At 62.4% G+C, this 24,844-nt stretch carries 19 protein-coding genes; 4 read left to right on the top strand and 15 right to left on the bottom strand.

Annotated elements, in window-relative coordinates:
• Nucleotides 1-3: 3 nt before the first annotated feature.
• From SM130_RS03640 to SM130_RS03580, 13 genes are all read right to left on the bottom strand, one after another.
• On the bottom strand, nt 4-1,143 hold the full coding sequence (locus SM130_RS03640) for an HPP family protein (protein WP_102824457.1): 1,140 nt from the start codon (nt 1,141-1,143) through the stop codon (nt 4-6).
• A gap of 341 nt (nt 1,144-1,484) precedes the next feature.
• The gene (locus tag SM130_RS03635) at nt 1,485-2,228 is read right to left on the bottom strand and encodes an SDR family NAD(P)-dependent oxidoreductase (protein WP_102824639.1); all 744 of its coding nucleotides are present in this window, start codon (nt 2,226-2,228) and stop codon (nt 1,485-1,487) included.
• Between the two features lie 118 nt (nt 2,229-2,346).
• Nucleotides 2,347-3,537 (bottom strand): NnrS family protein, encoded by a 1,191-nt coding sequence (locus tag SM130_RS03630; protein ID WP_102824456.1) that lies wholly within the window; start codon nt 3,535-3,537, stop codon nt 2,347-2,349.
• 324 nt (nt 3,538-3,861) lie between these two features.
• Nucleotides 3,862-4,044: a twin-arginine translocase TatA/TatE family subunit gene (gene tatA, locus SM130_RS03625; RefSeq protein ID WP_102824455.1), complete on the bottom strand. Its 183-nt coding sequence runs from the start codon at nt 4,042-4,044 to the stop codon at nt 3,862-3,864.
• A 52-nt stretch (nt 4,045-4,096) separates the two neighbouring features.
• The gene (locus SM130_RS03620; RefSeq protein ID WP_102824454.1) at nt 4,097-4,660 is read right to left on the bottom strand and encodes a nitrous oxide reductase accessory protein NosL; all 564 of its coding nucleotides are present in this window, start codon (nt 4,658-4,660) and stop codon (nt 4,097-4,099) included.
• A gap of 25 nt (nt 4,661-4,685) precedes the next feature.
• Nucleotides 4,686-5,516, bottom strand: a complete 831-nt coding sequence (locus SM130_RS03615; RefSeq protein WP_102824453.1) for an ABC transporter permease — start codon at nt 5,514-5,516, stop codon at nt 4,686-4,688.
• Nucleotides 5,513-6,439 (bottom strand): ABC transporter ATP-binding protein, encoded by a 927-nt coding sequence (locus tag SM130_RS03610; protein WP_102824452.1) that lies wholly within the window; start codon nt 6,437-6,439, stop codon nt 5,513-5,515. Before SM130_RS03610 ends, SM130_RS03615 begins: the two co-directional genes overlap by 4 nt.
• Nucleotides 6,436-7,746 carry a nitrous oxide reductase family maturation protein NosD gene (locus SM130_RS03605; RefSeq protein WP_102824451.1) on the bottom strand — a complete coding sequence of 437 codons (1,311 nt, stop codon included), beginning with the start codon at nt 7,744-7,746 and terminating at the stop codon, nt 6,436-6,438. The genes SM130_RS03610 and SM130_RS03605 overlap by 4 nt, the downstream gene beginning before the upstream one ends.
• A gap of 126 nt (nt 7,747-7,872) precedes the next feature.
• Complete coding sequence (gene nosZ / locus SM130_RS03600) at nt 7,873-9,786, bottom strand: TAT-dependent nitrous-oxide reductase (RefSeq protein WP_102824450.1); 1,914 nt, start codon at nt 9,784-9,786, stop codon at nt 7,873-7,875.
• 66 nt (nt 9,787-9,852) lie between these two features.
• Complete coding sequence (gene nosR, locus SM130_RS03595) at nt 9,853-12,030, bottom strand: transcriptional regulator NosR (RefSeq protein WP_102824449.1); 2,178 nt, start codon at nt 12,028-12,030, stop codon at nt 9,853-9,855.
• Nucleotides 12,031-12,289: 259 nt separating this feature from the next.
• Nucleotides 12,290-13,540 (bottom strand): acyl-CoA dehydrogenase family protein, encoded by a 1,251-nt coding sequence (locus SM130_RS03590; RefSeq protein ID WP_102824448.1) that lies wholly within the window; start codon nt 13,538-13,540, stop codon nt 12,290-12,292.
• A 231-nt stretch (nt 13,541-13,771) separates the two neighbouring features.
• Nucleotides 13,772-14,212: a CopD family copper resistance protein gene (locus SM130_RS03585; protein WP_102824447.1), complete on the bottom strand. Its 441-nt coding sequence runs from the start codon at nt 14,210-14,212 to the stop codon at nt 13,772-13,774.
• A 69-nt stretch (nt 14,213-14,281) separates the two neighbouring features.
• Entirely contained in the window at nt 14,282-14,635 is a 354-nt protein-coding gene (locus tag SM130_RS03580; protein ID WP_102824446.1) for a hypothetical protein, read from the bottom strand.
• 216 nt (nt 14,636-14,851) lie between these two features.
• Between SM130_RS03580 and SM130_RS03575 the strand changes: the two genes are divergently transcribed.
• Nucleotides 14,852-15,271, top strand: coding sequence for a DUF488 domain-containing protein (locus tag SM130_RS03575; protein ID WP_102824445.1), 420 nt, complete (start codon nt 14,852-14,854; stop codon nt 15,269-15,271).
• Here SM130_RS03575 and SM130_RS03570 read toward each other — a convergent pair.
• Entirely contained in the window at nt 15,255-16,253 is a 999-nt protein-coding gene (locus SM130_RS03570; protein ID WP_181019231.1) for a TRAP transporter substrate-binding protein, read from the bottom strand. The genes SM130_RS03575 and SM130_RS03570 overlap by 17 nt on opposite strands.
• A 338-nt stretch (nt 16,254-16,591) precedes the next feature.
• Complete coding sequence (locus tag SM130_RS03565; protein WP_181019247.1) at nt 16,592-17,530, bottom strand: TRAP transporter substrate-binding protein; 939 nt, start codon at nt 17,528-17,530, stop codon at nt 16,592-16,594.
• Nucleotides 17,531-17,941: 411 nt separating this feature from the next.
• Here SM130_RS03565 and SM130_RS03560 point away from each other — a divergent pair, with 411 nt between their 5' ends.
• From SM130_RS03560 to SM130_RS03550, 3 genes are all read left to right on the top strand, one after another.
• Nucleotides 17,942-18,889 (top strand): NAD(P)/FAD-dependent oxidoreductase, encoded by a 948-nt coding sequence (locus SM130_RS03560; protein WP_102824444.1) that lies wholly within the window; start codon nt 17,942-17,944, stop codon nt 18,887-18,889.
• A 110-nt stretch (nt 18,890-18,999) separates the two neighbouring features.
• On the top strand, nt 19,000-20,376 hold the full coding sequence (locus tag SM130_RS03555; protein WP_102824443.1) for an L-serine ammonia-lyase: 1,377 nt from the start codon (nt 19,000-19,002) through the stop codon (nt 20,374-20,376).
• A 164-nt stretch (nt 20,377-20,540) separates the two neighbouring features.
• Complete coding sequence (locus SM130_RS03550; RefSeq protein WP_102824636.1) at nt 20,541-24,713, top strand: CheR family methyltransferase; 4,173 nt, start codon at nt 20,541-20,543, stop codon at nt 24,711-24,713.
• Nucleotides 24,714-24,844: the final 131 nt, after the last annotated feature.

Raw genomic sequence — 24,844 nt, 5'->3', positions numbered from 1 at the left:
ACTTCAGTCCGGCAGGTGTCGAAGCCAGTTGCGATACAGCGCGGCGATCAGGTCGGTCTGGGTGATCATGCCGACCAGGCGCCGCTCGGCATCCACCACCGGCAGGCAATGCAGACCACGGTCAGAAAGCAGATAGACCAGCTCGACCATGTGCGTATCGGGCGTCACCGAGACCACCGGGGAGCTCATGATGGCGCGCAGCTTGGTGCCACGCAGGAACTTCAGCTGGCCGAAGTTCAGCCGTCCTGGCCGTGGATGGAAATGCTTGAGCAGATCGACCAGGGTAACGATGCCGACCAGCTCGAGGGTTTCGCTCACCACCACCGGCAACGAACGCAGACGATTGCGCTGCAGCGTGCTCCAGGCCTGCTCGATGAAGGTGTCGGGTGTGTGCGAATAGAGGTCGCGGGACATGATGTCCGCTGCGGTGACCTCGCCCATGCTGCGGCGCAGCGCGTGCTTCTCGGTCTGTTTGATCAACCGTTCAAGATCGTCACGGGTCACGTCGACATACTCGCCGAACTCGCGCAGCGCGCGGTCGACGTCGTCATGACTGAAGCTCATGCGCTCGCTCGGCTGCGGGTCGCTCGTATGGTGCAGGCTTTCGCGCGGCAGCCTCGGTTTCGGATACGGATGCCGCGTGAGATTGTTGTACAGAAGCGCCACGGCCAGCAGCAACAACGAATTGAACGCCACCGGATAGAGCAGTCCATAACCTAGGTGGTGAATTTCAGGACTGCCAACCACCGCAACCAGCGCCAGGGCCGCGCCGGGCGGATGTAGGCAGCGCAGGCTGAACAGGCAGACCAGTACCAGGCACACGCACAACGCCGCCGCCGCCATCGGCGAAAGGCTGGTCAAGCCCAGGCTGACCCCGATCACAGTAGCCAGCAGGTTGCCGCCGAGCACCGACCAGGGCTGAGCGAACGGGCTGGAGGAAGCGGCGAACAGCAACACCGCCGAAGCCCCCGCAGGTGCTAGCAACTGCAACGTCAACGGCGCGCCAAATAGCCAGAAACCGCTGAAAACACTCAACAGCATGACGATGGCGATGCCACCTGCAGCACGCAGCCATTCTTTCGGCGGGGCATTGAACGGGGCGGGAACGAAGGAGCGGAACCAGTCGATGAGGTTGTCGTGCATGTGTCCTGCTTGGATCGAGACGGCGGAGGCGCGCATAACGCGCAGCGGCTATTCGCTCGGCAGCACTGCAACGGTTGCCGGCAGCGCAAGCAGCGACGTCAGGTCGCAGCCGCTGCGACGCAATGCCACAGCGCATGAAAGCGGGCGGCATTGTCGGCCGGACGTGCAAACAATCTCTAACGAATACTTTTGAGCGGATAGTGCAATTTAAATGCACTAAAACCGTGCGCAACGCTGTTACAAGAACGAAAGCGCTGCTGGAGAGGAACAGCCAGGCCATCGTGGCGGCCTGGCTAAGTGGCGATGCGGCGCCGCTGGGGGCGCCGTTCGAAGCTGACCGATCAGCTGATGGTATAGCCGTTGTCCACCACCCAATCCTGACCGAATACGCCACGCGCGCCCTGGGAAAGCTGGAACAGAATCACGTTGGCCACCGCCGCGGACTCAAGGAAATGCCCCGGCAACAAGCGTTTGGTGACGCCGTCGGCGACCGCTTCGAGCTGGTCGTCACTGAGCCCCAGCGTGCCCCAGATTGCGGTAGCGGTCGGGCCGGGCGAGACCATGTTGATGCGCACGTCCAGCGGTGCGAATTCCGCCGCCAGCGTGCGTGCCTGCGCAGCCAGTGCCGCCTTGCTGGCGATATACGCGGCCAGGCCGGGAAAGGCCGAACGGATCAGAAAGGTACCGACGAATACTACCGAGGCGGGCTTGGCCAGTTCGTTGCGCAGCGCCGCGAAGGTGTTCAGCGCGCCAGCACCGTTGACCGCCCATTGGCGGTCGAACGCGGCCATGTCCAGCCCGTCGGCCAGCTCGGCGATACCCGCGTTGGGCACCAGGTAATGCACCGTGCCCAGCTGCGCGGCACGTCGTGCCAGCTGAGCCAGATCATCGGCCGAGGTGACATCGCCTTGCAGCCACTGCAGCTGCTCGGCATGGGTTTCCAGCAGCGGCTCGAGCCCTCCGAGGCTGCGCGACATCGCCAGCACCCGCGCGCCCCGCTGCAGCAAGGCTGAGCACAATGCCAGACCGATTCCGGAGCTGGCTCCGGTGACTACAGCCAGACGATCCTGAAACTCGCTTTTCATCATCATCTCCGAGCTCGACGCATGCCGAGTCACAGGCCGCCTTACAAGGCAGCGTTATTGGGGCTAGGTAATTTGGCGAACAGGTGCTGTGCACCTGCCCGATTTCACGCGCCGGGCTTCAGCCCGGATGACCGTCTACGCGCGCGGCGACCAGCATCGGCGCATAGCGCCAGACGTAGAGTGCGAAGGCCAGGGTCCAGCAGATCGCAGCCAGCCACAGACCACCTACCGGCCAGGCGACGGAGAGGAACACCCGCGCCGCTGTGCCCAGGTTGAACAGCAAGAAAGCGCCGATAATCCCGGCCGGCAGCTGTAACGGCCGGCCCGTATGGCCGAGGGTCACCCGCGCAATCATCGCCAGAATCAGCCCGCTCATGGAGCCCACACTCAGTGCGTGCAGCGACGGGCTGGATTGCGCCAGCAGACCGAAATGCCAGAGCGCCAGACCGAACGCAGCAACCACCAGCCAGAGCATCGCCATATGCAGTGACCAGAGCAGCCCGACTTTCCAGATGCCGTGGTCGTACCAGCGCGCCAGGCGCAGCAGATGGCCAACACCAATTGCGACAAACAGCGCGCCTAGCGCCGGGTGCGGCTGCATCGCGACGCCGAAGGCATGCAACAAGGCGATCACACCGGTGCCCACCAGCAAGGCGATGTCCAGCCAGACCCAGGGTTTGACGGCCTCGACCTTGCCCAGTCCACGCTGGGTGAAGAATGGAATAACCCGGCCGCCAATCAGCGCCATCAACGCCGCGACCAGCCACAAGCCGGCCAGCACGCCCTGGCGCTGCAGAGCGTCGTTGCCCTGCACCAGGCCTGTGAGAATCAGAACATCGGCGCCGAGCATCAGGGAAAGCACCACCACGATCGGGTAGTTGCGCTTCTGCCGCACCGCCCAGAGCATCCGCGCCATCATCCACACCAGCACCAGCAGAAACAGCAGGTCGAGTGGCGCCAGCCACTCGGCGGGCAGGCCGAACAGCCAACCCAGACGAGCCGCCAACCAGACCGCCGCCAGGCCTACCAGGCGATTGCCCGATGGCGCCGTTTGGCCGGTCCAGGTCTGCACCGCGGTGAGCAGAAAGCCGGCAACGATCGCCATGGCGAAACCGAACAGCATTTCGTGGCGGTGCCAGGCCAGCCAGCCTCCGGTGGGCTGAAAACCCGGCCAGTGGCCGGTCCAGGTCGCTACCCAGAGCGGAATCGCCAGCAGCGCGTAAACGGCGCCGGCGAGAAAGAACGGGCGAAACGCGAGTCGCCAGATGGGCGCGATACTCAGGGCTTTTCGCCGATCGATAACTTGCACGGAAGGGCCTCCAGACGTTCTGTGCCCGGCTGCGACAATCACTACGCGCCGGACTAGATGACCGCTCCCGAATCTGGGAGCCAGGATTACTTTCTACAGGGTAGGTGCCCTCGGCAGACTTGATTGCAATCAGCTTTTTTCCGAGGCGACGGAAAAGTGACGATTGGCGCGCAGGGGGCGCGCATAAGCGCACCGTTGCGGTGCGCAGCAGCATTGCCGGTTGAGGAGGCGAGGAAGTCGCGGATGAACCCGGCGGGCATCGCGATTACGCCCGCCGTCGTCAGTTCAGATGCCGGGCCATGGTCACGGCAGATCGAGGCGTGACTACTTGAGTTCCTGCTTCACCGCTTCGGCCTGGGCCGTGGTTTCGCCCTCACTCACCGATTTGCGAAAACCGCTGATCGCGCTGCCCAGATCGGAGCCCAGGCCACGCAGGCGCTTGGTGCCGAACAGCATGACCACGATCAGAAGAATGATCAGAAGTTGCCAGATGCTGATACCCATCATTTGTGCTTACCTCGGGATGTGTCGAAAGACTGGTTGCGGTTACTGAATCGCTTCAATGCCCCTGGTGCGAAGCGCCGGGCCTGTGGTCGTGCATGCTGCCGTGCTGCATGCTGGCTGCCTCCTGCAGCAGCGCCTGGTCGATCTGGTCGAAGCGCAGTACGCGACCGCCATGCTCCTCGGCCAGACGCAGCGCGTCCTGCTCCTGGGCGAAGCTTGCCAGCGACGCGCCCATGGCGCCCTTGAGCGATGTGCCGACCACATAGTAGGCGCTGGTTGCGTCGATCAGATGACCATCGTCCGGGTGCTCCCAAACGCTGCGACCCATGTCATGCACATACAACTTGGCGTTGAGCAGCCGGTTCTCCGGTTGCAGCCACCAGCCGAGCATCTCGGCGGTGGAGCAGAACTTCTTCACCCCGCCCTTCTCCACTGCTTGCCCCTTGGGGCCTGGGAAGTCGCTGATGACCATGCCGCAGACGTGGCATTCGTCTTCAGCATGAAACGCCACCGGCTCGAGCGATTGCTGAGCCTCTTGCTTCTCTTCACAGCCGCTCAGGCCGAAAGCGAGCAATGCGGCGAACAGGGTGCCGGCACCGATGCGATACAAAGCGTTCATGCAGGTATTCCTCGATTCGTGAGTATCAGGTCAGGCGGCGGCGGAAGATGCCGTACGCGAGCAGCAGCGACGCCCCGATCCACGCCAGCAGGCACAGCCAGAGTACCGATGCCGGCACCGGCAGGTCAGCGCCGAGCGAGAGTACGCCCATGGCGCTGCCACTGCCCTCGAAGCCGGATAGATTGATCAGCCGGTAGATGTCGGTGGGGTTGAGCAGCAGTAACCAGGGCAGCAGCTCGGGATTGAACTTGCCTTCACTGAGCACCAGCAGCGCCAGCAGCACCAAGTCGAACACCAGCACGAAGAGAAACCACACGCCGAGCGCCAGTCCGGCCGCGCTCGACTTCTCGCTGACCTTGCCGCTGAGCACGTAGGCGAAAGCGAGGAATACCCAGCCAAGCAGTGTCGAGGAGATCATGAAACGGCCGAACGCCCAGAGCAGCAGGCCGAGTTCGACACCGTCGACCAGCAGGGCAATGGCCAGCGCCGCACAACCGAAGCCGATCAGTACCGCCAGGGCGAGGATCAGCCCGTGGCCGACGAACTTGCCGAGCAAGATCTGCCCGCGGCCCAGCGGATAGGTCAACAGCAGCATCAAGGTGCCGCCCTCGTCCTCACCGACGATGGCGTCGTAAGCCAGAAGCAGAGCGATCAGCGGCATCAGGAACGTGGCCAGGCTGGCCAGGCTGGCGATGGTCGCCGGAATCGAGGTGAAGCCAAGCTGGCCGGAAGCCGCGGCGCCGAGCCAGGCGATGCCAACCGCCAGCACGGCGAAAAGCAGGCTGATGGCGAGCAGCCAGCGGTTGCGCAGGCCATCACTGAATTCCTTGCGGGCGATGTTCCATACCTGGTTCATACGCGACCCTCCTGAGCGCGCACGTCGCCGGCGCGCTCCATGTAAAAGCGATAAAGGTCTTCCAGCGACGGCTGATGGATCTCGATGTCTTCCGGCTCGCTTTCGCCGAGCAGTTCACGCAGCAACACCAGCTTATGGCCGTTTACCGCCACCACCTCCAGGCTCGATTCACTGAGACCACGGGCGCTGTGCCCGGCGGCGCTCCAGCGCTGCAACCAGCTATCACGCTCGCGGACACCGCTGGCGCGGATACGCACCGGCAGACCGGCTTCGGCACGCAGCTGCGTCAGGCTGCCGACCGCCTGCAAGCTGCCCTTGGCGAGGATTGCCGCACGGTTGATATGCGCTTCGACGCCAGGCAGCACGTGGGAGCAGAGAATGATGCTGGTGCCGCGCTGGCGCAGGCGATCAATCAGCAAGTACAGATCTTGCGTGGCAATCGGATCGAGGCCCACCGTCGGCTCGTCGAGCAGCAGCAGGCGCGGCTCGCCAAGCAGTGCCTGGGCCAGCCCGAGGCGCTGGCGCATGCCCTTGGAATAGGTTTTCACCCGGCGATCGGCAGCGTGCGCCAAGCCGACCTGTTCGAGCAGTTCATCCACCTGAGCCACAGCCGCGCCCTTCAGCCGGGCGAAGTGGCGCAGGGTTTCGCGACCACTCAACTGCGGGTAGAAGGTGACGTTCTCTGGCAGATAGCCAAGCTGGCGGCGCACCTGCGGATCGTTTGGCGCGCGGCCGAGCACTTTGACCCGGCCTTCGCTCGGCGAAAGCAGGCCGAGAATCAGTTTCATGCTGGTGGTCTTGCCCGCGCCGTTATGGCCGAACAGCCCCAGCACCTCGCCTTCACCGAGGTTCAGATTCAGATCGTGCAGCACGGTCATGCTGCCGTAACGCTGGCTTACGCCCTGGATCTCGACGGCGTTCATGACGTTGGTTCCTGCTTTTCGGTTAGGAGTTTTTCAGTGGGCAGCTTCATCAGCGGATGGCTGTCCTGCACGCCCGGCGACTTGACCACCGGGAAGGCCCGCTGCACCCAGCGCAGCACTTCGATGCTCGGGCTGTTCATCAACAGACGCACCTGCGGGTAGAGCCAGAGCAGGCGATCAACGTTGTCGTTGGGTTCGTAGGCGACATCGCCAAGACCGTCGTCATTGCGGTCCCAGCCCAGGTAATCGCTCCAGTAGTTGCCACGGCCGTCCACCGACCATTCCTGGGTGCGACTGGCGACGTACTTGACCTGCTGCTGATTGGCGACGAAGGCGTTACCGGAAATGCGGTTGTCTTCCGAGCCCGCGGTCAGATGGATGCCCAGCGAGCTTTTCTCGAAGTGGTTGTTTTCGATGGTGTTGAACAGCGAGTTGTAGATGAACAGGGCCTTGCCCTCGCCACCGCTGATCATGCTGTCGCCGCCCGTGTCGCCACGCTGCACGTCACTGACGAAGTTGCCCTTGATCGTCGAGTAGGTGATGTAGTTCATCAGGATGCCGTAGTTCTGGTCCCGCTCGGAACGGTTGCCGATCACGGTCAGCTTGCGGCTCTGCATCAGGGCATAACCGGTGCGGGTACGCCGGGTGATGTTGTCGATCACGCTGTTGTCATTAGCGAACATGTAATGCACGCCGTAACGCAGATCCTCGAGGACATTGGCTTCCAGGTGATTGCCGTTGGAGGTGTCGATGTAGATACCGTCGCGGGCATTGCGCACCTGGTTACCGATAACCCGCGCACCTTTCACCGCGAACAGATGGATACCGTTGCCGCGGTCCTGCGAGCGAACGCTCGGCTCACCGTCGATTGTGTTGCCGGTCACCTGCACGTCGCTGGCGCCATCGACAAACACGCCGAATCCGGGGCCATGCATGCGGTTGTTGCTGATCAACGCGCGCCCGGCGGCCGGCAGGATGAAAATCGCCGAATCCATAGCGGTCAGATTGGCGCCCCACTCGCGCAGCGTACAACCGTCGACGACGACGTCGGGTGCGCTGATAACGAGGCTGCTGCCCTGCCCCTCTGACCGGATGATCGCCCCCGGCTCGCAATGCAACTGCAGGGTCTGCTCGATGGTGAACTGACCCTGATATTCCCCGGCAGGTAGCCGCCAGCGGTTTTCACCGTCGGGCTGCAGCGGCAGGGTTGTGATCGATTGCGGCGCCGCCTGGGCAGTGCCACTCAATAGGAGCAGCAGCGTGACTGCTGCCGAGTAAAGCGAAAACGTAGCCTGAGCTTTGAACACTGCGTTTGACCTTCTTCAGCTTCCAGGCGGGTGAATCCTGCCGCTGGAACCCCGGCGATACACCGAGGTTCTGCGCGCAATCGTTGCACCATCACCCGCCTGCTGACGGGCGATGGTTCGTACAGCTTAAGCGGGCTCGACCAGCATGCGGCCGACCATTTCCATGTGCAGCGCGTGGCAGAACCAGCTGCAGTAGTACCAGTGCAGGCCGGGCTTGTCAGCGACGAAGGTAATGGAAGAGGTCTGCTGCGGGCTGATCTCCATGCTCGCACCATGGTTGACCATGACGAAACCGTGGGACACGTCCTCGATCTGGTCGATGTTGGTGATGGTCACGGTAACTTCATCGCCCTGCTTGACGGTGAATTCCTGCACGCCGAACGCCGGCGCCATGGAGGTCATATAGACGCGCACCTTGTTGCCGTCACGGATGACCTTGTTGTCGGCGTCCAGGTTGATGCCGTCCTTCTTCGCCATTTCCACGGTGGGGGCGAAGAACGGGTCGTTGCGGTCCCAGATCTTCTTGGTCTTGATCTGGTCGCGACGGGCCATGATGCAGTCGTGCGGCTCGGCATAAGTCGGGCCATCGTGCACCAGCTTCATTTCCTCGCCGGAAATGTCGATCAGCTGATCGTTCTCCGGATGCAGCGGGCCGGTCGGCAGGAAGCGGTCCTTGCTGAACTTGCACAGCGCCACCAGCCACTTGCCGTCGGCTTCGCTGGTTTCGCACAGCGAGGCATGGATGTGGCCAGGCTGGTAATGCACGTCCAGCTTCTGCTTGATGTAGTTGACCTTCTCGCCGTTGTAGGCGCGAACCGCATCGGCCATGTTCCACTTCACCACCTGGCTGTCGATGAACACGGTGGTGTAGGCGTTGCCGCGACCGTCGAAGGTGGTGTGCAGCGGGCCGAGGCCCAGTTCCACTTCGGCAGCGATGGTGTCGCGCGGGTCCTTCAGCTTGTCGGCGAACAGATCAGGCAACTTGGCGATTTCGATCATCGACACGGTAGGGGACAGCTTGCCGTTGGCGATGAAGTACTTGCCGTCGGACGAAGTGTTCAGGCCGTGCGGGTTCTTCGGTACCGGGATGTAGCGGGTGAACTGGCTGTCCTTCTCGGCCTTCTTGCGGCCGTCGAGCACCGGCACCTTGGAGTCGCCGAGAGTGATGAACTTGCCGGCCTTGACCGCAGCTTCTGCAGCCACGATGTCGAATACCACGACCCAGTCGCGCTCGTTGCGCATCATGCCGCCGAGGTCGTAGGCCTTTTCCGAGTTGTAGCAGGTGGCTGCGGTGAAGCGGCCGGTGTAATCGGCGTCGGTGTTATCGAGGTTGCCGTCGACGATGATCTGGAAGGCCATCTCCATCTTCTCGGCGTCGATGACGTTGTACATGGTGTAGCTGTTCTCATCCTGCAGATCGAAGATCTTGCCGTCGTTCGGGTGCGGGATGACGAATTCGGCGTTGGCGAATACGTATTTGGTGTGTGGCACCTTCTGCAGGCGCAGGCCGTGGATGGCCTGGCAGTTCGGCACGGTGATCATCTTGTCGCACTTCATGATATCCAGACGGATACGGGCGACGCGGGTGTTGGCCTTGTCGTTGATGAACAGGTACTTGCCGTCGTACTTGCCGTCAGTCATGGAGATGTGCGGGTGGTGGCAGTCGCCGTTGAGGAACTTGGCACTGTCGCCCATGATCGCGCGGCTTTCGTTGGTCAGGCCCCAGCCGCTGGCGGAATCGACGTTGAACACCGGGATACGCATCAGCTCGCGCATCGACGGGATACCAAGCACGCGCACTTCACCCTGGTGGCCGCCGCTCCAGAAACCGTAGTAGTCATCCAGTTCGCCCGGAGCGACGTGGATGTTCTGCCGCGCGTCCTTGACCGCTGCGGCCCAGGATTCACGGGTCATCACTGCGCCGCCCAGGGCAGTGGCCGCTACAGCCGCGCCGGTAACGGCGCTGGCGCCGAGGAAGCCGCGACGGCTCATGCCGCCTTTTTCCAGCGCCTCGGGGTTGTTCTTGCTCTTGTCGCTCATGGGGTTTTGCTCCTTTGGGACATCTGCTTCAACACAACGATCGAGCACCTCGCCAACGGCGACGGCTCAGGGTTCCACCACTTGCACCACGGGAATCAGCTCGGCGGATGCCGGTGCTTTCTTGCCGCGCTTGTTGCGCTTGTTCTTGTTCACCAGCGGCGGACACTTGTTCTCGTTGTGATAAGTCATCTGGCAGTCGAGACAGTAGTGGCACTCGTTGGCATTGATGCGGCCGTCCGGATGGATCGCCTGGATCTCGCATTCCTTGGCGCAGAGCTGGCACGGATCGCCACACTCCTTGCGGCGCTTGAGCCAGTCGAACAGACGCAACTTGGTCGGAATCGCCAGCGCCGCGCCCAGCGGGCAGACGTAGCGGCAGTACACCTTGCGGGTGAAGATATTGATCACCAGCAGGAACACCGCGTAGGCGACGAACCACCACTGGCGGTCGAACTTGAGGGTGATGGCGGTCTTGAAGGGCTCAACCTCGGCGGCCTTCTCGGCCATCATCATCGACTCGAGGGAGAGGCCGAACAGCACCAGCAGGACAATGTACTTGATCGCCCAGAGCCGCTCGTGCACGGCGAACGGCAGCTCGTACTGCGGAATCTTCAGCTTGCGCGCGGCCTCGTTGATCAGCTCCTGCAGGGCACCGAACGGGCACAACCAGCCGCAGAATACCCCGCGACCCCAGAGCAGGATGCTGGCGGCAGTGAAGGTCCAGATGATGAAAATCACCGGATCGGAAAGGAACAGCTCCCAGCGGAAGTCCTGAAACAACGCATGAACGAAGGTCAGCACGTTGACCACAGACAGCTGGCCCAGCGCATACCAGCCGATGAACCCGACGGTGAACACCAGGTAGCCGCGGCGCAGCCAGTGGAGGAATTTCGGTTGCTGGGTGAATTTGTCCTGCAGGAACAGAATCACGGTCAGCAGACCAAGCGCCGCGAGGATCACGCCGATCTGGAAGGACTTCTGGTACCAGATGTTGACCCACATCGGCCGGTTGGCTTCCTCGATCGCAGCCAGTTCCTCGGCAGTTGGCTGCGGACGCTCGATGTAATCCTCGAGCATCTGATAAGGCAGCTCGAAGCTGGTGAACATGCCACTGACCGGGCCGGTCTGGCGACGCACCAGCAGTTCCAGCGTCCAGGGTGAGCCTGGGTCGAACGCCGCTTGCGCACGAATGATGAAGATCGCCATCTCGCTGAAGCGCGGCGCGCCGTCGAGGTAGATGTCGTTGAGCCGCTGGAAGTCGAGATCACGGAAACTGATGATGTCGCCGAATTGGCGCAGCTGCATCCGATCGAAAATGCCGCCGCGCACGTAACCCGAGCCCTTGAACGAATACTCGCCGCTGCCCAGTACTGCGATGGCCTGCTCGCCGGGTTTGAGCTCTTCCATCAGAAAGCGGTACTGGTTTTCACCTAGCAGATTGCGGCCGATGGTCGGCGGGTTCAGGTGGGTCGCGTAGAGGTCGATGAAGGTGTCGTTGGCGGTTTGCGCCGTGGCCTCGTCGATGCCTTCGGCTTCGGTGCCCTTGAATGCCTCGTCGATCTGCCCGCGGGTCAGGTGCAAACGACGGATAGCGCCACTGCCGGTCAATTCGGTCCAGTCGGCAGGCTGGAACAGGTCCTGGCGGACGCTGGCAGGCTTAGGTCGCGCGCTGTCGCCGGCCTCGATCAGGCCCAGCGATACCGCCACTTCATGGGCGGCGCGCATGACCACCTCGTTGACCACCATCACCGTCACCGTGGCACCGGTCACGGCGTCGATGGTCACCGCGTTGCTGTCCTTGGAGCGGCCGACCACTACGCGCCGGTCCGCCTTGATGCCTTCGTACTTGGCGTTGAAATCGTGCAGCTTCTGCTCGGGGATGCCGATCAGCAGGATCGGCTCGTGGTGCTCGAGCACATAGGCATCGCGGATTACGCCCTGCGGATCGAGCAGCACCTGCATGTTGATCGGCTTGCCGGAGTAGGCCGGGATCTTGGTGACGTTGATGCTCTGGAAGGCGTAGCCCAGCACCTCGTCGCCCTTGCGCAGCGTGCGAACCTGATAGTCGCCCTCGGGCTCGGAAATGCTCTGGGCATCGGGAAAGAACTGCTCGATGCGCTGGCGCTCGGCCTCGTATTCCTTGGCCTGCGACGGCAGTGCGCAAACAGTCAGGGTTAAAAGTATGACAAGGCTCTTGGCCCAGGCACCTAACGCACCAGCCAGCCAGAACTCGCGGGGAGCCATCTCATTACCTGCTTGTGCCGTTGATATGGCCTGCATGGTAGGGGAGCGGTGGCGCGACTCCCCTTGACTGCAATCAAGGACGCGCCCGGCGGGCACTTTCGTTGTTCCATGTCAAAGAATCCATGACACGGAACGAACACGGCGTTGCAGTGACCAGCCTAGGCCACCAGCGGAGAGACGCAAGCGTATGCACCGGAATGGCGCAAACTTGAGAAAGGCCGCGCAACGGCGAGAGCAGCGCAGCCAGCAGCAATCGTTGTCAGTGCCGCCCGGGCGGCGTGAGGTAATCGGCCGTCGCGCCACGTGTGGCCTCGCTGGCCTTGATTTCCATCCTGGCAATGCTGCGCAGATGTACCTGGTCAGGGCCGTCGGCGAAGCGCAGGGCGCGGCCGCCGGTCCACATGTCGGCCAGCGGCGTATCCGGCGTCAGCCCCATCGCGCCATAGACCTGGATCGCGCGATCCACCACGTTGGTGTGCATGCGCGGCACCAGCGCCTTGATCATCGAGATCTCCTTGCGCGCCGCCTTGGCACCGACCTCGTCGATCATCCAGGCGGTCTTGAGCACCAGCAGCCGTGCCTGCTCGATCTCGATGCGCGATTCGGCGATCCAGTCGGCGACATTGGAATATTGCTGCAGGTACTTGCCGAACGCCTTGCGCTCCTGGCAACGCTCGACCATCAGCTCCAACGCCAGCTCGGCCATGCCGATCGAACGCATGCAGTGGTGGATGCGCCCAGGCCCGAGACGCGCCTGAGCCATCATGAAGCCGTCGCCCTCCTTGCCCAGCAGGTTGCTCGCTGGCACCCGTACATTGCGCAGCAGGAGCTCACTGTGGCCTTCCGGCGCGATGTGGTTCATCACCGGGATATTGCGCACCAGCTCAACACCGGGTGTGTCGAACGGCACCAGGATCATGCTCTGCTGCTGATGGCTCTCCGCGTCCGGGGCGGTCTTGCCCATGACGATCAGGAGTTTGCAGTTGGGATGCGAGGCGTTGGTGATGAACCACTTGCGCCCGTTGATCACGTAGTCGTCGCCGTCGCGGCGGATCAGCGTCTGGATATTGGTAGCGTCCGAAGACGGCACGTCCGGCTCGGTCATGGCAAAGGCCGAACGGATCGCCCCATCAAGCAGCGGCTTGAGCCAGCGCTCGCGCTGCTCGGCTGAGGCGAACATGTGCAGCAGCTCCATGTTGCCGGTGTCCGGCGCGTTGCAGTTGAACACCTCTGAGGCCCAGTGCACGCGGCCCATGATCTCGGCCAGCGGCGCGTACTCGAGATTGCTCAGGCCCATACCCGGCTCATCGTCGCGAAGCGACGGCAAAAACAGGTTCCATAGCCCTTCCGAACGCGCCAGCGCCTTGAGATCGTCCATGAACGACACCGGATACTGACCGGCCGCCACCTCCGAATGCCAGGCACCGATGCGCGGCACGATGTGCTCATCCATGAAGCCGCGCAGCTGCTGGCGCAGCGCCTCGACGCGTGGGCTGTAGGCGAAATCCATGGGGCAACCTCTGCTGGTCCGGTAAACGATGCAGCCACCATAGCTCCCACTGCCGTTAAAGCAACGAGCCTGCAGCGGCTGAATCGAGCTCCATCAGCGCCACGATAAGCGCCACCTTACTTGACCAGAATCATCACCTTGCGCGGCGGACCTGCTAGGGCAGGCGCAGGCTGGTTCGCCACCGACAGGCCAGGCCAGCAGCCACTTGCATACGGAGCTCGCAGCGCCGGGCTACCAGTGCAGGTAGAACATGCCCTTGGCCAGCAACACGATGCCGATCATCTGCAGCAGGATCGCCCAATGAATGGCCCGGTAGCGCACCGGCGTCATGCGCCCTTTGCGCAGCAGGATCGCCACCAGACCGAAGGTGAGAAACACGCCGATCGCCAGCAGAACCTTCAGCGACAGCAGCGTGGCGAAGCTGCTGGCAAACGGGGCGGCCAGCGCCTGCCGGTGGTACCAGCCCAGGCCGATACCGGCACCGTAGACGAACAGCACGACCCAGTGCAGGACCACCCGCGAACGGGCACCGACGGCGCGCTCGACCAGGGGCATGGTCTGCTCGCCGATCTGCTGACGGACACGACCGAGGATCATCACCTCGAAGAACAGCGTGCCGATGAAGAAGATCGCGGCCAGCAAATGCACCACATGCAGAACGGAATAACTCATCAGTGCCTCCTAGTGACGGTCAGCCGCGATCATCCCCCATCGATCAACTACCCGACCAGCCGTACGACATCATTTGGCTGACGCAGTGACCCGCCCGCCATCGCGCTCGATCTGCTGGCCCTGCAGGAAGCCGCCGTCGGATGTACGAATGCGCGCGACACTGCCATCCTCGCGCTTGACCACATACAGAGTCTGCTCCATCCCGGCAGCCTGTTGCGCGCCCTGCCCCATCAAATAACCGACACCGCCACCGACCAGCGCGCCGACAGGGCCGCCTGCCGCAGCGCCGAGCATAAAGCCGCTGAGCCCGCCGAAACCGCCACCGACCGCGCGATCGGCATGCACTTCCAGAACCTCGTCCGCACTGACTAGGCTGCTTGCCAGAATCACCGTCGCTGCCACCAGAACCGTCGTGTATTTCATTTCGTGCTCCTTTCGGGAATGGGTGTCACGAAAAGAACAGCTTCAGGAAACGTGCCGCTTTTTCTATCAATAAAATCAAAGTGATATGGCGGACAAGGTAATAAGAACCCATACACAAAAGGTCTTTATGACCTATACGAGAGTACTTTTAACCTCTCACTGTGCTGTATTGCGTCTACGCTTCAGGCGAAACGAAAACAACGGACCGACGACCCCATGATTCGATGCAAACGCGCCTATCAGGCGCCATCGCCTGAAGACGGCTACCGTGTGCTGATCGACAGACTCTGGCCGCGCGGCAAACGCAAGGACAGCCTGGCACTGGACGCCTGGCTAGCGGACGTCGCACCTTCGGCCGAGCTACGTAAAGCGTTCAAGGTCGGCACGATGCAGTTCGAGGAATTCAGCCGGCGTTACCGCGGCGAGCTGGCGGCGCATCCTGAGAATTGGTGGTCACTGCTCGAGATTGCCGAACGGGGCACTTTGACGCTGGTATACGCCGCGCGCGACGAACAGCAGAACAATGCGCAGGTACTGGCCGAATGGCTGGAACAGGAAGGGGAGCGGCTTGAGCGCCACAGCTCGCCGGCCTGCATGGCCGGCGAGATTCAGCGTCGCCTCAGCGACGACGATTGACGGTCATGGCAGCGCGAATCAGGTCAGCGCCGATTTCCGCTTCGTAGGTTTTCCACACCGGCAACATCTGCTCGCGCCAGGCCTGGCGCTCTTCCGGCGTCAGGGTGATCAACTGGCTGCTACCGCTGGCGAGGATGCGATCGCGGTCGCGCCGATTCACTGCCGCGGCCTCGCGATTCACCGCCTGGGTTACCTCGAGAATGATCCCCTCCAGCTCGGAGCGCACGGCGAAGGGCATGCTCAGCCAGAACTCGTTGTTGGTGATCAGCATGTAGTCGAGCACACCGTGGTTGCTCTCAGTGATGTACGGCTGAACGCTGTGCATGTTCTGGCTGAGGATGTTCGACCACGGGTTTTCCGCACCCTGCACCACGCCGCCCTTGAGCGACTCGTAAACCTTGGCGAACGGCAGTACGACCGACTTGGCACCAACCGCCGCGAACTGCGCTTCGAGCACGGGCGACGGCTGGATGCGGAACGCCAGACCGTTGGCATCGCTCGGCTTGCGCAGCGGTGTAGTCGCGGAAAGCTGCTTCAGGCCGTTGTTCCAGTAAGCGAGTCCGTAAACCCCATGATCGGCCATGGAACGCAGCAGCTGACGCGCAGCCTCGCGTTTCTGGAAGCGCTGCAACGCCTCGGCATCGTCGAACAGGAAGGGCAAGTCGAACAGCTGCAGCTTCTTGGTATAAGGCGCGAACTTCGACATCGACGGCGCCAGCAACTGGACCTTGTTGTCGAACAGAGCCTGCATCTCTTCTGCATCGCCCACCAGGGCCGAGTTCGGGTAGACCTCGACCTTCACCTTGCCGGCCATGCGCTCTTCGACCAGCTGTTTGAGCAGCAGCGCGCCCTTGCCCTTGGGCGTGTCATCCGCCACCACGTGGGCGAACTTGATGACGATCGGCTCGCCCTCGGCAGCCAGCACAGGGGCACTCGACCAATACAGGGCTGCGATCAGCGCAGCGACACAAGACTTGTACATCTGACCCCCAACGGGAAAAGCCCGAAGACGCCTCGTGAGCGCCGTCGAGTGGTTTATCGATATTGATAGGCCTGGCTAACGCAACAACGCAGCCGGCCTTTTTTCTGAGGTGGCCAAATCAGTGATCTGCGGCAGTCACTGGCTGACCTTTATTGGAATGTGGCTGGCAGAGAATGCGGCGCCAGGGCCGCCCGCAGCCATACGAAAGTCTTAGTGATCACCGCGCATGGCACAAGGCCGGAAAAGTCCGACCAGCTCTCAAAACGAGACTTTCAACCTGACCGTGGCTGACAGCGAAGTGGCAAACGCAGCGCTGCCAGCCAAACCGGGGCCAGAGATCAGCGACGGTTGACAGTCATCGCCGCGCGCATGATGTCTGCACCGATCTGTGCTTCGAACGACTTCCACACCGGTTGCATCTTCGCTCGCCAGGCCTGGCGCTGCTCGGGAGTCAGGGTGACCAGAGTGGTGCTGCCACCGGCCAGTAGCTGCTCGCGCTCACGCTCGTTGATCGAGGCGGCCTCGGCGTTCACGGTCTGGGTGACCTCGAGCACGATGTTGTCCAGCTCCGAGCGTACGGCGAAGGGAATGCTGGTCCAGAACTCCAGGTTGGTCACCAGCATGTAGTTGAGCACGCCGTGATTGGTCTCGGTGACATAGCTCTGCTTGAGGCCAGCGTTCTGGCCACGGATGTTCGACCACGGCCCCTCGGTGCCCTGCACCTTACCGCTCTGCATCGCCTTGGACACCTCGGAGAACGGCAACCGCACCGCCGTGGCGTCGACCGCGGCGAACTGCGCCTCGAGCACCGGTGAGGGCTGAATGCGGAACGCCAGCCCCGCCGCATCGGCCGGACTCCGCAGTGGCTGATTGGCCGAAAGCTGCTTGAGACCGTTGTTCCAGTACGCCAGGCCGTAGATGCCGCGGCCAGCCATCGAGCGCAGCAGTTCACGGCTTGCTTCACGCTTCTGGAAGCGCGCAACGGCGGCGGCGTCATCGAACAGGAATGGCAGGTCGAATACTTCCAGCTTCGGCGAGTACTCGATGAACTTGGATAGCGAGGGCGCCAGCATCTGCACCTTGTTGTCGAGCAACGCCTGCATCTCGTCAGCGTCCCCCACCAGCGTGGAGTTCGGATAAACCTCGACGTCTACCTTGCCTGCCAGCCGCTCGCGCACCAGCTTCTGAAACAACAGAGCGCCCTTGCCCTTGGGCGTGTCGTCCGCCACGACGTGGGCAAACTTGATGACGATGGGCTCCGCGGCCTGAGCAGCCATTGGCGAAAGGATGACGACCAGCGCCGCGAAAGGCGCAATAACCAGAGACTTGAACACTTCTACCCCCACGGGAAATAAGCTCGGCACGGCGCCTCGTGAGCTCCGTTCGAGTGGTATGCGATTCGATGTGGTTCAACCGTCGCCGGGTGTGGCGCAGCTGACTTTGTAGCGAGGCGACCAGTGCACGGCGAACGGAGTCGCAGACTGGCCTTTCTTGGAATGGCAGTGACCGATCAGTACGGATTGAATCCGCACGGTCACTGAGCGGCGCAGTGTTGGCCATCGGAGGCTCTGGCACAAGGGCTTAAGGTCCGACCAGCTCTCAAAACAGAACATTGCATCCATCGGCTGGGCCGAACTTTCTCTCCGGCACCGCCTTCTATTGGCTAACACCCGCCAGGGCCATCTGTGATGACTAACGACCAAGCGAACCTGCACCCCGCAGTGACCGATTGCCTGATCATCGGCGGAGGGCCAGCCGGCCTGACCGCGGCACTCTATCTGGCGCGCTTCCGGCGCAGCTGCATGGTGGTGGATGCAGGGTCGAGCCGGGCGTCGTGGATACCGCGCTCGCGTAATTATCCGGGCTTTCCGCCGGGCATCACCGGCAACGATCTGCTGGTGCGATTGCGCGAACAGGCCGGCGGCTATGGTGCACGGATAGAGCACGGCCGAGTGGACCATATCGAACCCCATCTAGAGGGCTTCAGTGTGCGCTATGGCGAGCAGACCTGCGTGACGCGGCGGATCATTCTCGCCACTGGCATCGAGGACACACTGCCGGACATGCCCGACGTCGAGACGGCGATCGCCGAGGGCAAGGTGCGGCTCTGTGCGATCTGCGATGGCTATGAAGTCGACGGCGACAACGTTGCGGTCTATGGCGAAGCGGAGAACGCCATCAACCATGCGGTGTTCCTGCGCACCTTCACCGATCAGGTCACGGTGGTGGTGCATGGCGAGCAGGACGCCTGCGACCAGGCCATCGCACTGGCCGAGCATTATGCGATCCGCGTGATCAGCGACCGCGTCGAGTCCATGCAACCTTGCGAAACCGGCATTGACCTGCTGACCTGCCGCGGCGAACGGCACCACTTCGACATCATCTACCCCAATCTGGGGGCGCGCTTTCGCTCCGAACTGGCCATCCAGCTAGGCCTGGACTGTGACGCGTGCGGCGGCGTGAAGGTGGACGAACACCTGCAAACCTCGCTACACGGGCTGTATGCCATTGGCGACGTGACCATGGGCTTGAAGCAGATCAGCGTCGCCATCGGCCAAGCGGCCCAGGCGGCTACCGCGGTGCACAACAGCCTGGAAGCCAACCCCTGGGGCGGGTCCGTACCGGTGGCCAGATAGGCCCGCTGGAAAGCGTATCGGCAGATCGCTGCAGCCCCTGCTGCGTCTAATCAACATTCGTGAGCGTCTGGAGGTCTAGGCTTATATAAGCCTTTTTCCCGGAGCACCTCATGTCACTCAGCGTCTTCGACCTGTTCAAAATCGGCATCGGCCCGTCCAGTTCGCACACCGTTGGGCCGATGCGTGCAGCGCTGCAGTTTGCCGAAGGCCTGCGCAATGACGAACTGCTCGCCGCCACCGACCACCTCAGGGTCGAGCTGTACGGCTCGCTTGGTGCTACGGGCAAGGGCCACGGCAGCGACAAGGCCGTGCTGCTCGGCCTTGAAGGCGAGCGGCCCGAGAGCGTCGATACGGCGAGCATTCCCCAGCGCATGGCGACATTGCGCGAATCCGGCGGACTTCGCCTGCTGGGCGAGAAAACCGTACGCTTCGATGGCGGCAGCGATCTGCAATTCATCCGCAAGCCGCTCGCCTTCCATCCCAACGGCATGATTTTCCGCGCGTTCGATGCCGCCGGATTGCAACTGCGCAGCCGCGAGTACTATTCGGTGGGTGGCGGTTTCGTCATCGACGAACAGGCCACCGGCGGCGAGCGCATCGTCGAAGACACCACACCGCTGCCCTACCCCTTCCACAGTGCCGTGGAACTGCTTGGCCACTGCACGACACACGGCCTCGCCATCAGCCAGCTGATGCTGGCCAACGAAACGGCCTGGCGCCCGCAAGACGATACCCGCGCCGGGCTGCTGCGCATCTGGCAGGTGATGCAGGACTGCGTGGACACCGGCTGCCGTACCGAGGGCGTGATGCCCGGCGGGCTCAAGGTGCGCCGGCGCGCGGCGGGACTGTACCGCCAACTCAGCGAGCACCCCGAAGCCAACCTGCGCGATGCACTCAATGTACTCGACTGGGTCGATCTGTACGCACTCGCGGTCAACGAGGAAAACGCCAGCGGCGGTCGCGTGGTCACCGCCCCCACCAACGGTGCCGCCGGCATCATCCCGGCGCTGCTGCATTACTACATGCGCTTCGTACCGGGCGCGGACGAGGACGGCGTGGTGCGCTTTCTGCTAACCGCCGCGGCCATCGGCATCCTCTACAAGGAGAACGCCTCGATCTCCGGCGCTGAAGTTGGTTGCCAGGGCGAGGTCGGCGTGGCCTGCTCGATGGGCGCCGGCGCGCTGTGCGAGGTGCTTGGCGGCACGCCGCAGCAGGTGGAGAATGCCGCCGAGATCGGCATGGAGCACAACCTCGGCCTGACCTGCGACCCGGTCGGTGGGCTGGTCCAGGTGCCCTGCATCGAACGCAACGCCATGGGTGCGGTGAAGGCCATCAACGCCGCACGCATGGCGCTGCGCGGCGACGGCAGCCACTTCATCTCGCTGGACAAGGTCATCCGCACCATGCGCCAGACCGGCGCCGACATGAAGAGCAAGTACAAGGAGACCGCTCGCGGCGGGCTCGCAGTGAACATCATCGAGTGCTGACACCTCGCTGGACGCTGGTGCTTGTGCGCAGCAATCAACGTGGCGAACCTTTATCATCCGTTCGGCAGCACGCAGCTGAGCGAAGGAATCCGCCCCCGGTATTGCTGTCTGCCTTCTATGCCGCCCGCCCCGGAAGTCCGGAAAACAAGAATACCGAGGAATCGATGAGCACCAGCCTAGAGCCGTCCACGCCCAAAAACAGCAATCTGTGCCGAAGTACACTGGACTTTCCGGTGATCGGAATCGGGGCATCGGCTGGTGGGCTCAAGGCTTTGATGACGCTATTCGAGCACATGCCACGCGATTGCGGCATGGCGTTCGTGGTGATCATGCACCTATCACCCAAGCACGAAAGCAATGCCGACAAGATTCTGCAGAACGTCACCAAGATGCCGGTGCTTCAGGTTACCCAGCCCGTCCCGATCGAGCGTAACCACGTCTATGTGATTCCGCCGGCACTTGACCTGCTGATGAACGATGGCTATCTGCGGCTGGTGAAGCCCGAGCGCGAGCGCGGCGCCCAGGTCGCGATCGATCTGTTCTTCCGTACGCTGGCCGATGTTCACCACACCCATGCCGTCGGCGTGGTGCTGTCTGGCAGCGGCTCCGATGGTTCGGTCGGGCTGTCGCGCATCAAGGAGCAAGGCGGCGTCACCCTGGCCCAGACGCCTGCAGATGCCGAATACGACTCGATGCCGCGCAGCGCCATCGACACCGGCATGGTCGATATCGTGCTACCGGTCGCAGAGATGCCCCAGCGCCTGGTTGAGCTACGCCGTAATCAGGAATTGCTGTTGAAACGGCAGGATCCTATTGCTTCGCCGGGCGATACCGAGCAAGCCGGCGCCGAGCAGAGCGAACTTGAACAAGCCCAGGCCCATGCCCAATCCAAGCCCAACGAATTGGCGTTGCGTGAGATTCTCGCGGCGCTGCGCACGCGCACTGGCCACGATTTCCGGCACTACAAGCAGGCCACGGTGCTGCGCCGTATCGAACGGCGAATGCAAGTCAACGCGCTGCGTGACATGCCCAGCTATGCGCGGTTTCTGCAAAGCCATCCGGAAGAAACCCCGGCGCTGCTGGCCGACATGCTGATCGGCGTAACCAATTTCTTCCGTGATCGCGAAGCATTCGAGGCGCTGGAGCGCGACATCATTCCCGCGCTGTTCGAGCAGAAGCTGGATACCGACGACAAATCGCTGCGCGTGTGGACGGCGGCATGCTCGACCGGCGAAGAGGCCTATTCCTTGGCCATCCTGCTGGCCGATCAGGCGGAAATTTGCGGCGCCCAGGGCGATATCCAGTCACAGGTGTTCGCTACCGATATCGACGACCGCGCGTTGGAAACCGCACGCGCCGGCATCTACCCGGAAGCCATCGTCACCGACGTGCCGCCGACACGGCTGCGGCAGTACTTCGTCAAGGAGCAGAGCCATTACCGCATGCAGAAGGAGCTGCGCGAACGCATCCTGTTTGCCCGCCACAACATCCTGCGTGACCCACCGTTCTCGCGAATCGACCTGATCTCCTGCCGCAACCTGATGATCTACCTGGACCGGGACATCCAGGTCGAAGTGCTGCGCATGTTCCATTTCGCCCTCAACCCCGGCGGCTACCTGTTCCTTGGCAGCTCGGAAACCGCCGATGCCTGTAGCCAGTTGTTCACACCGGTGGACAAGAAGAACCGCATCTACCGCGCCAAGGAAGTGGGCTCTTCCCTGCGCCGTGCGCCGTCGGGGCCGTATCACGGTTTCACCCTCACCGCGCCTAGCCGCCCACCGTTCAGTGAACCGCCCATGCGCAACCGGAAATTCTCTTTCGCGGATGTGCATCAGCGCGCGCTCGAGCAGTACGCACCGCCCAGCGTCATCGTCAATCACGATGCCGAAATCGTGCATATGTCCGATCGTGCGGGCAATTTTTTGCGCTATGTCGGCGGCGAGCCCTCGCTGAACCTGACGACGCTCGTGCATCCGCAGCTGCGCCTCGAACTGCGCACCGCGCTGTATCAGGCGACGCATACCGGGAAGAGCGTGGAGGCACGGCGGGTGCGCCTGGAGCGCGACGGGCGCAGTTACTACGTCAACATGGTGGTTCGTCCGTTCCGCGACAACGAGGCCGGCAGCGATTACATGCTGGTGATCTTCGATGAAGTGGAAGCCTGCATGGACCCCACTACGCTGGAGCATCCGGAAACCAAGGACAGCGTACTGACCCAGCTGGAAGCCGAACTGCAGCAGACCAAGGAGCAGCTGCAGATCACCATGGAACACTCGGAAACCTCAACCGAGGAGCTGCGAGCGTCCAACGAAGAACTGCAGGCGATAAACGAGGAGCTGCGCTCGGCCACCGAGGAACTGGAAACCAGCAAGGAAGAGCTGCAGTCGATCAACGAGGAGCTGACCACGGTCAACTTCGAGCTCAAAACGAAGGTCGACGAAACCAGCAAGATCAACGATGACTTGCAGAACCTGATCTCCTCGACCGACATCGCCACGCTGTTCGTCGACCGCAAGCTGCGTATCAAATGGTTCACCCCGCGCACGCGCGATATCTTCAATGTGATCGGCAACGACGCCGGGCGCTCACTGCTGGATATCACCCACCGCCTCGACTATCCACAACTGCACACGGATGCGGCGAAGGCTTTCGAAGAGCTTCATCTGGTCGAGCGGGAGGTTATGGAACGGGACGGCAGTCACTGGTACCTGGCGCGCTTTCTACCCTATCGAACGCTGGATGATCGTATCCAGGGCGCCGTGTTGACCTTTATCGACATTACCGGCCGACGCCGTGCGGAAGAGCGGCTCGAGGAGGGCGAAGCACATATGCGTCTCTTGGCGCAGAGCACCAAGGGTTACGCCATCATTACCCTGGACTGCAGCGGTTGCATCACCACCTGGAGCCGCGGCGCACAGACGCTGTTCGGCTACACCGAGCAGCAAGCCCTCGGTCAATGCATCGACATGCTCTACACCACGCAAGACCGTGCAGCCAGGGTGCCGGAGGCCGAGCGCAAACGCGCGCTTGAGCTGGGGCAGGCGTCAGACGAACGCTGGCATGTCCGCCGTGATGGCGTGCAGCGTTACTTCAGTGGCCTGGTAAACCCGTTGGTGGACGGTGATGGCAAGATAATCGGCTTCGCCAAGATTGCTCGCGACTTGACCGAAGAACGCCAGAACAACTCCGAAAGGCAGCATGAGCTGGAGACGATCCAGGCAGCGAATCAACAGAAAGACCAGTTTTTCGCCGTGCTGTCTCACGAGCTCAAGCACCCGCTGAACCTCATTCAGCTCAACACCGATCTGCTTTCGCGCTCACCGGCGGCGAAAAACTCGCAGAGTTTGCAAAAGGCGACCCAGGCGATCCAGAACGCCGTGCGCAGCCAGTCACGGATCATCGACGACCTGATGGATGTCTCGCGCATCCGTACCGGCAAACTCAAGTTGCACTTCGCCACGTTGCGCTACCAGGAAGTATTGCGCGGCATCGAAGCAGTGTTCGCCCCCCTCGCCCAAGCCGAGAACGTGATCTTCGAGACCTTCAAGCCGGACGCTCCGCTTTACATTCAAGCCGACCCGACGCGCCTGGATCAGATCATCTGGAATCTGTTGAACAACGCCTGGAAATTCACCAAGGGCGGTGAGCGCATCTGCATGCAGCTCGAACGCGACGGCGACCAGGCACGCCTGGACATCATCGATACCGGCGAGGGAATTTCCGCAGATTTCCTGCCCAAAGTGTTCGATATGTTCGGCCAGGCGGAAATGCAGCATACCCAGCGCGCCAAGCACGGGCTGGGTATAGGCCTAGCGCTGGTCAAGCAGTTGGTCGAGGCGCATAACGGCCGCATCGAAGGCTTCTCAGAGGGCATTGGCCGTGGCGCGCGCTTCAGCGTCTGGCTTCCGGTGCACTTGCAGACCGAGTTCGAACTCAACGAGCTGGCCAACACCGATCAGACCGGCGGGCTTACCGGTATCAAGATCCTGCTGGTGGATGACTCGCCAGACATCCTCGACACCATGCGCGAGCTGCTGGAAAGCGAAGGCGGGGACGTCACCACCGCCGACGGCGGCGCACAGGGCATCGAGCTGGCTGAGCAGACCCGCTTCGATGTGATCGTTTCGGATGTCGGCATGCCGGAAATCGACGGCCACAAGATGATGTCCATCATCCGCCGCCAGGGCGCCAACTCGCATACGCCGAGCATCGCACTGACCGGTTACGGCACCCTGCGCGACGTCGAAAAAGCCAAGGCCGCAGGCTTCACCCTGCACCTGCGCAAACCCATCGATCTGCAAGCGTTGATCGATGCCGTGACCCAAGCCGTGCGCTGAGACCGCACAGGACGCGGCCACAATGGCGATGAGCATCGCCACATAGCGCTAATGCAGCCCCGTCTGATGATTCTGACGGTTCTGATCGTTCTGATCGTTCTGATCGTTCTGATGGTTCCCACGCTCCGGCG

Origin of the sequence: Stutzerimonas stutzeri, from assembly GCF_038561965.1 — a bacterium.
Lineage (GTDB): Bacteria > Pseudomonadota > Gammaproteobacteria > Pseudomonadales > Pseudomonadaceae > Stutzerimonas > Stutzerimonas stutzeri_AA.
The sequence above is the reverse complement of the archived record's forward strand: the minus strand, read 5'-3'. Positions and strand labels throughout refer to the sequence as shown.

Bases quoted from the DNA above. Each gene is read 5' to 3' on its own strand.
- tatA (WP_102824455.1), bottom strand. From the start codon at position 4,044: ATGATGGGTATCAGCATCTGGCAACTTCTGATCATTCTTCTGATCGTG.
- SM130_RS03590 (WP_102824448.1), bottom strand. From the start codon at position 13,540: ATGGATTTCGCCTACAGCCCACGCGTCGAGGCGCTGCGCCAGCAGCTG.
- SM130_RS03640 (WP_102824457.1), bottom strand. From the start codon at position 1,143: ATGCACGACAACCTCATCGACTGGTTCCGCTCCTTCGTTCCCGCCCCG.
- SM130_RS03580 (WP_102824446.1), bottom strand. From the start codon at position 14,635: ATGAAATACACGACGGTTCTGGTGGCAGCGACGGTGATTCTGGCAAGC.
- SM130_RS03570 (WP_181019231.1), bottom strand. From the start codon at position 16,253: ATGTACAAGTCTTGTGTCGCTGCGCTGATCGCAGCCCTGTATTGGTCG.
- SM130_RS03565 (WP_181019247.1), bottom strand. From the start codon at position 17,530: ATGGCTGCTCAGGCCGCGGAGCCCATCGTCATCAAGTTTGCCCACGTC.
- SM130_RS03615 (WP_102824453.1), bottom strand. From the start codon at position 5,516: ATGAACCAGGTATGGAACATCGCCCGCAAGGAATTCAGTGATGGCCTG.
- SM130_RS03635 (WP_102824639.1), bottom strand. From the start codon at position 2,228: ATGAAAAGCGAGTTTCAGGATCGTCTGGCTGTAGTCACCGGAGCCAGC.
- nosZ (WP_102824450.1), bottom strand. From the start codon at position 9,786: ATGAGCGACAAGAGCAAGAACAACCCCGAGGCGCTGGAAAAAGGCGGC.
- SM130_RS03555 (WP_102824443.1), top strand. From the start codon at position 19,000: ATGTCACTCAGCGTCTTCGACCTGTTCAAAATCGGCATCGGCCCGTCC.
- SM130_RS03585 (WP_102824447.1), bottom strand. From the start codon at position 14,212: ATGAGTTATTCCGTTCTGCATGTGGTGCATTTGCTGGCCGCGATCTTC.
- SM130_RS03575 (WP_102824445.1), top strand. From the start codon at position 14,852: ATGATTCGATGCAAACGCGCCTATCAGGCGCCATCGCCTGAAGACGGC.
- SM130_RS03620 (WP_102824454.1), bottom strand. From the start codon at position 4,660: ATGAACGCTTTGTATCGCATCGGTGCCGGCACCCTGTTCGCCGCATTG.
- nosR (WP_102824449.1), bottom strand. From the start codon at position 12,030: ATGGCTCCCCGCGAGTTCTGGCTGGCTGGTGCGTTAGGTGCCTGGGCC.
- SM130_RS03550 (WP_102824636.1), top strand. From the start codon at position 20,541: ATGAGCACCAGCCTAGAGCCGTCCACGCCCAAAAACAGCAATCTGTGC.
- SM130_RS03560 (WP_102824444.1), top strand. From the start codon at position 17,942: ATGACTAACGACCAAGCGAACCTGCACCCCGCAGTGACCGATTGCCTG.
- SM130_RS03610 (WP_102824452.1), bottom strand. From the start codon at position 6,439: ATGAACGCCGTCGAGATCCAGGGCGTAAGCCAGCGTTACGGCAGCATG.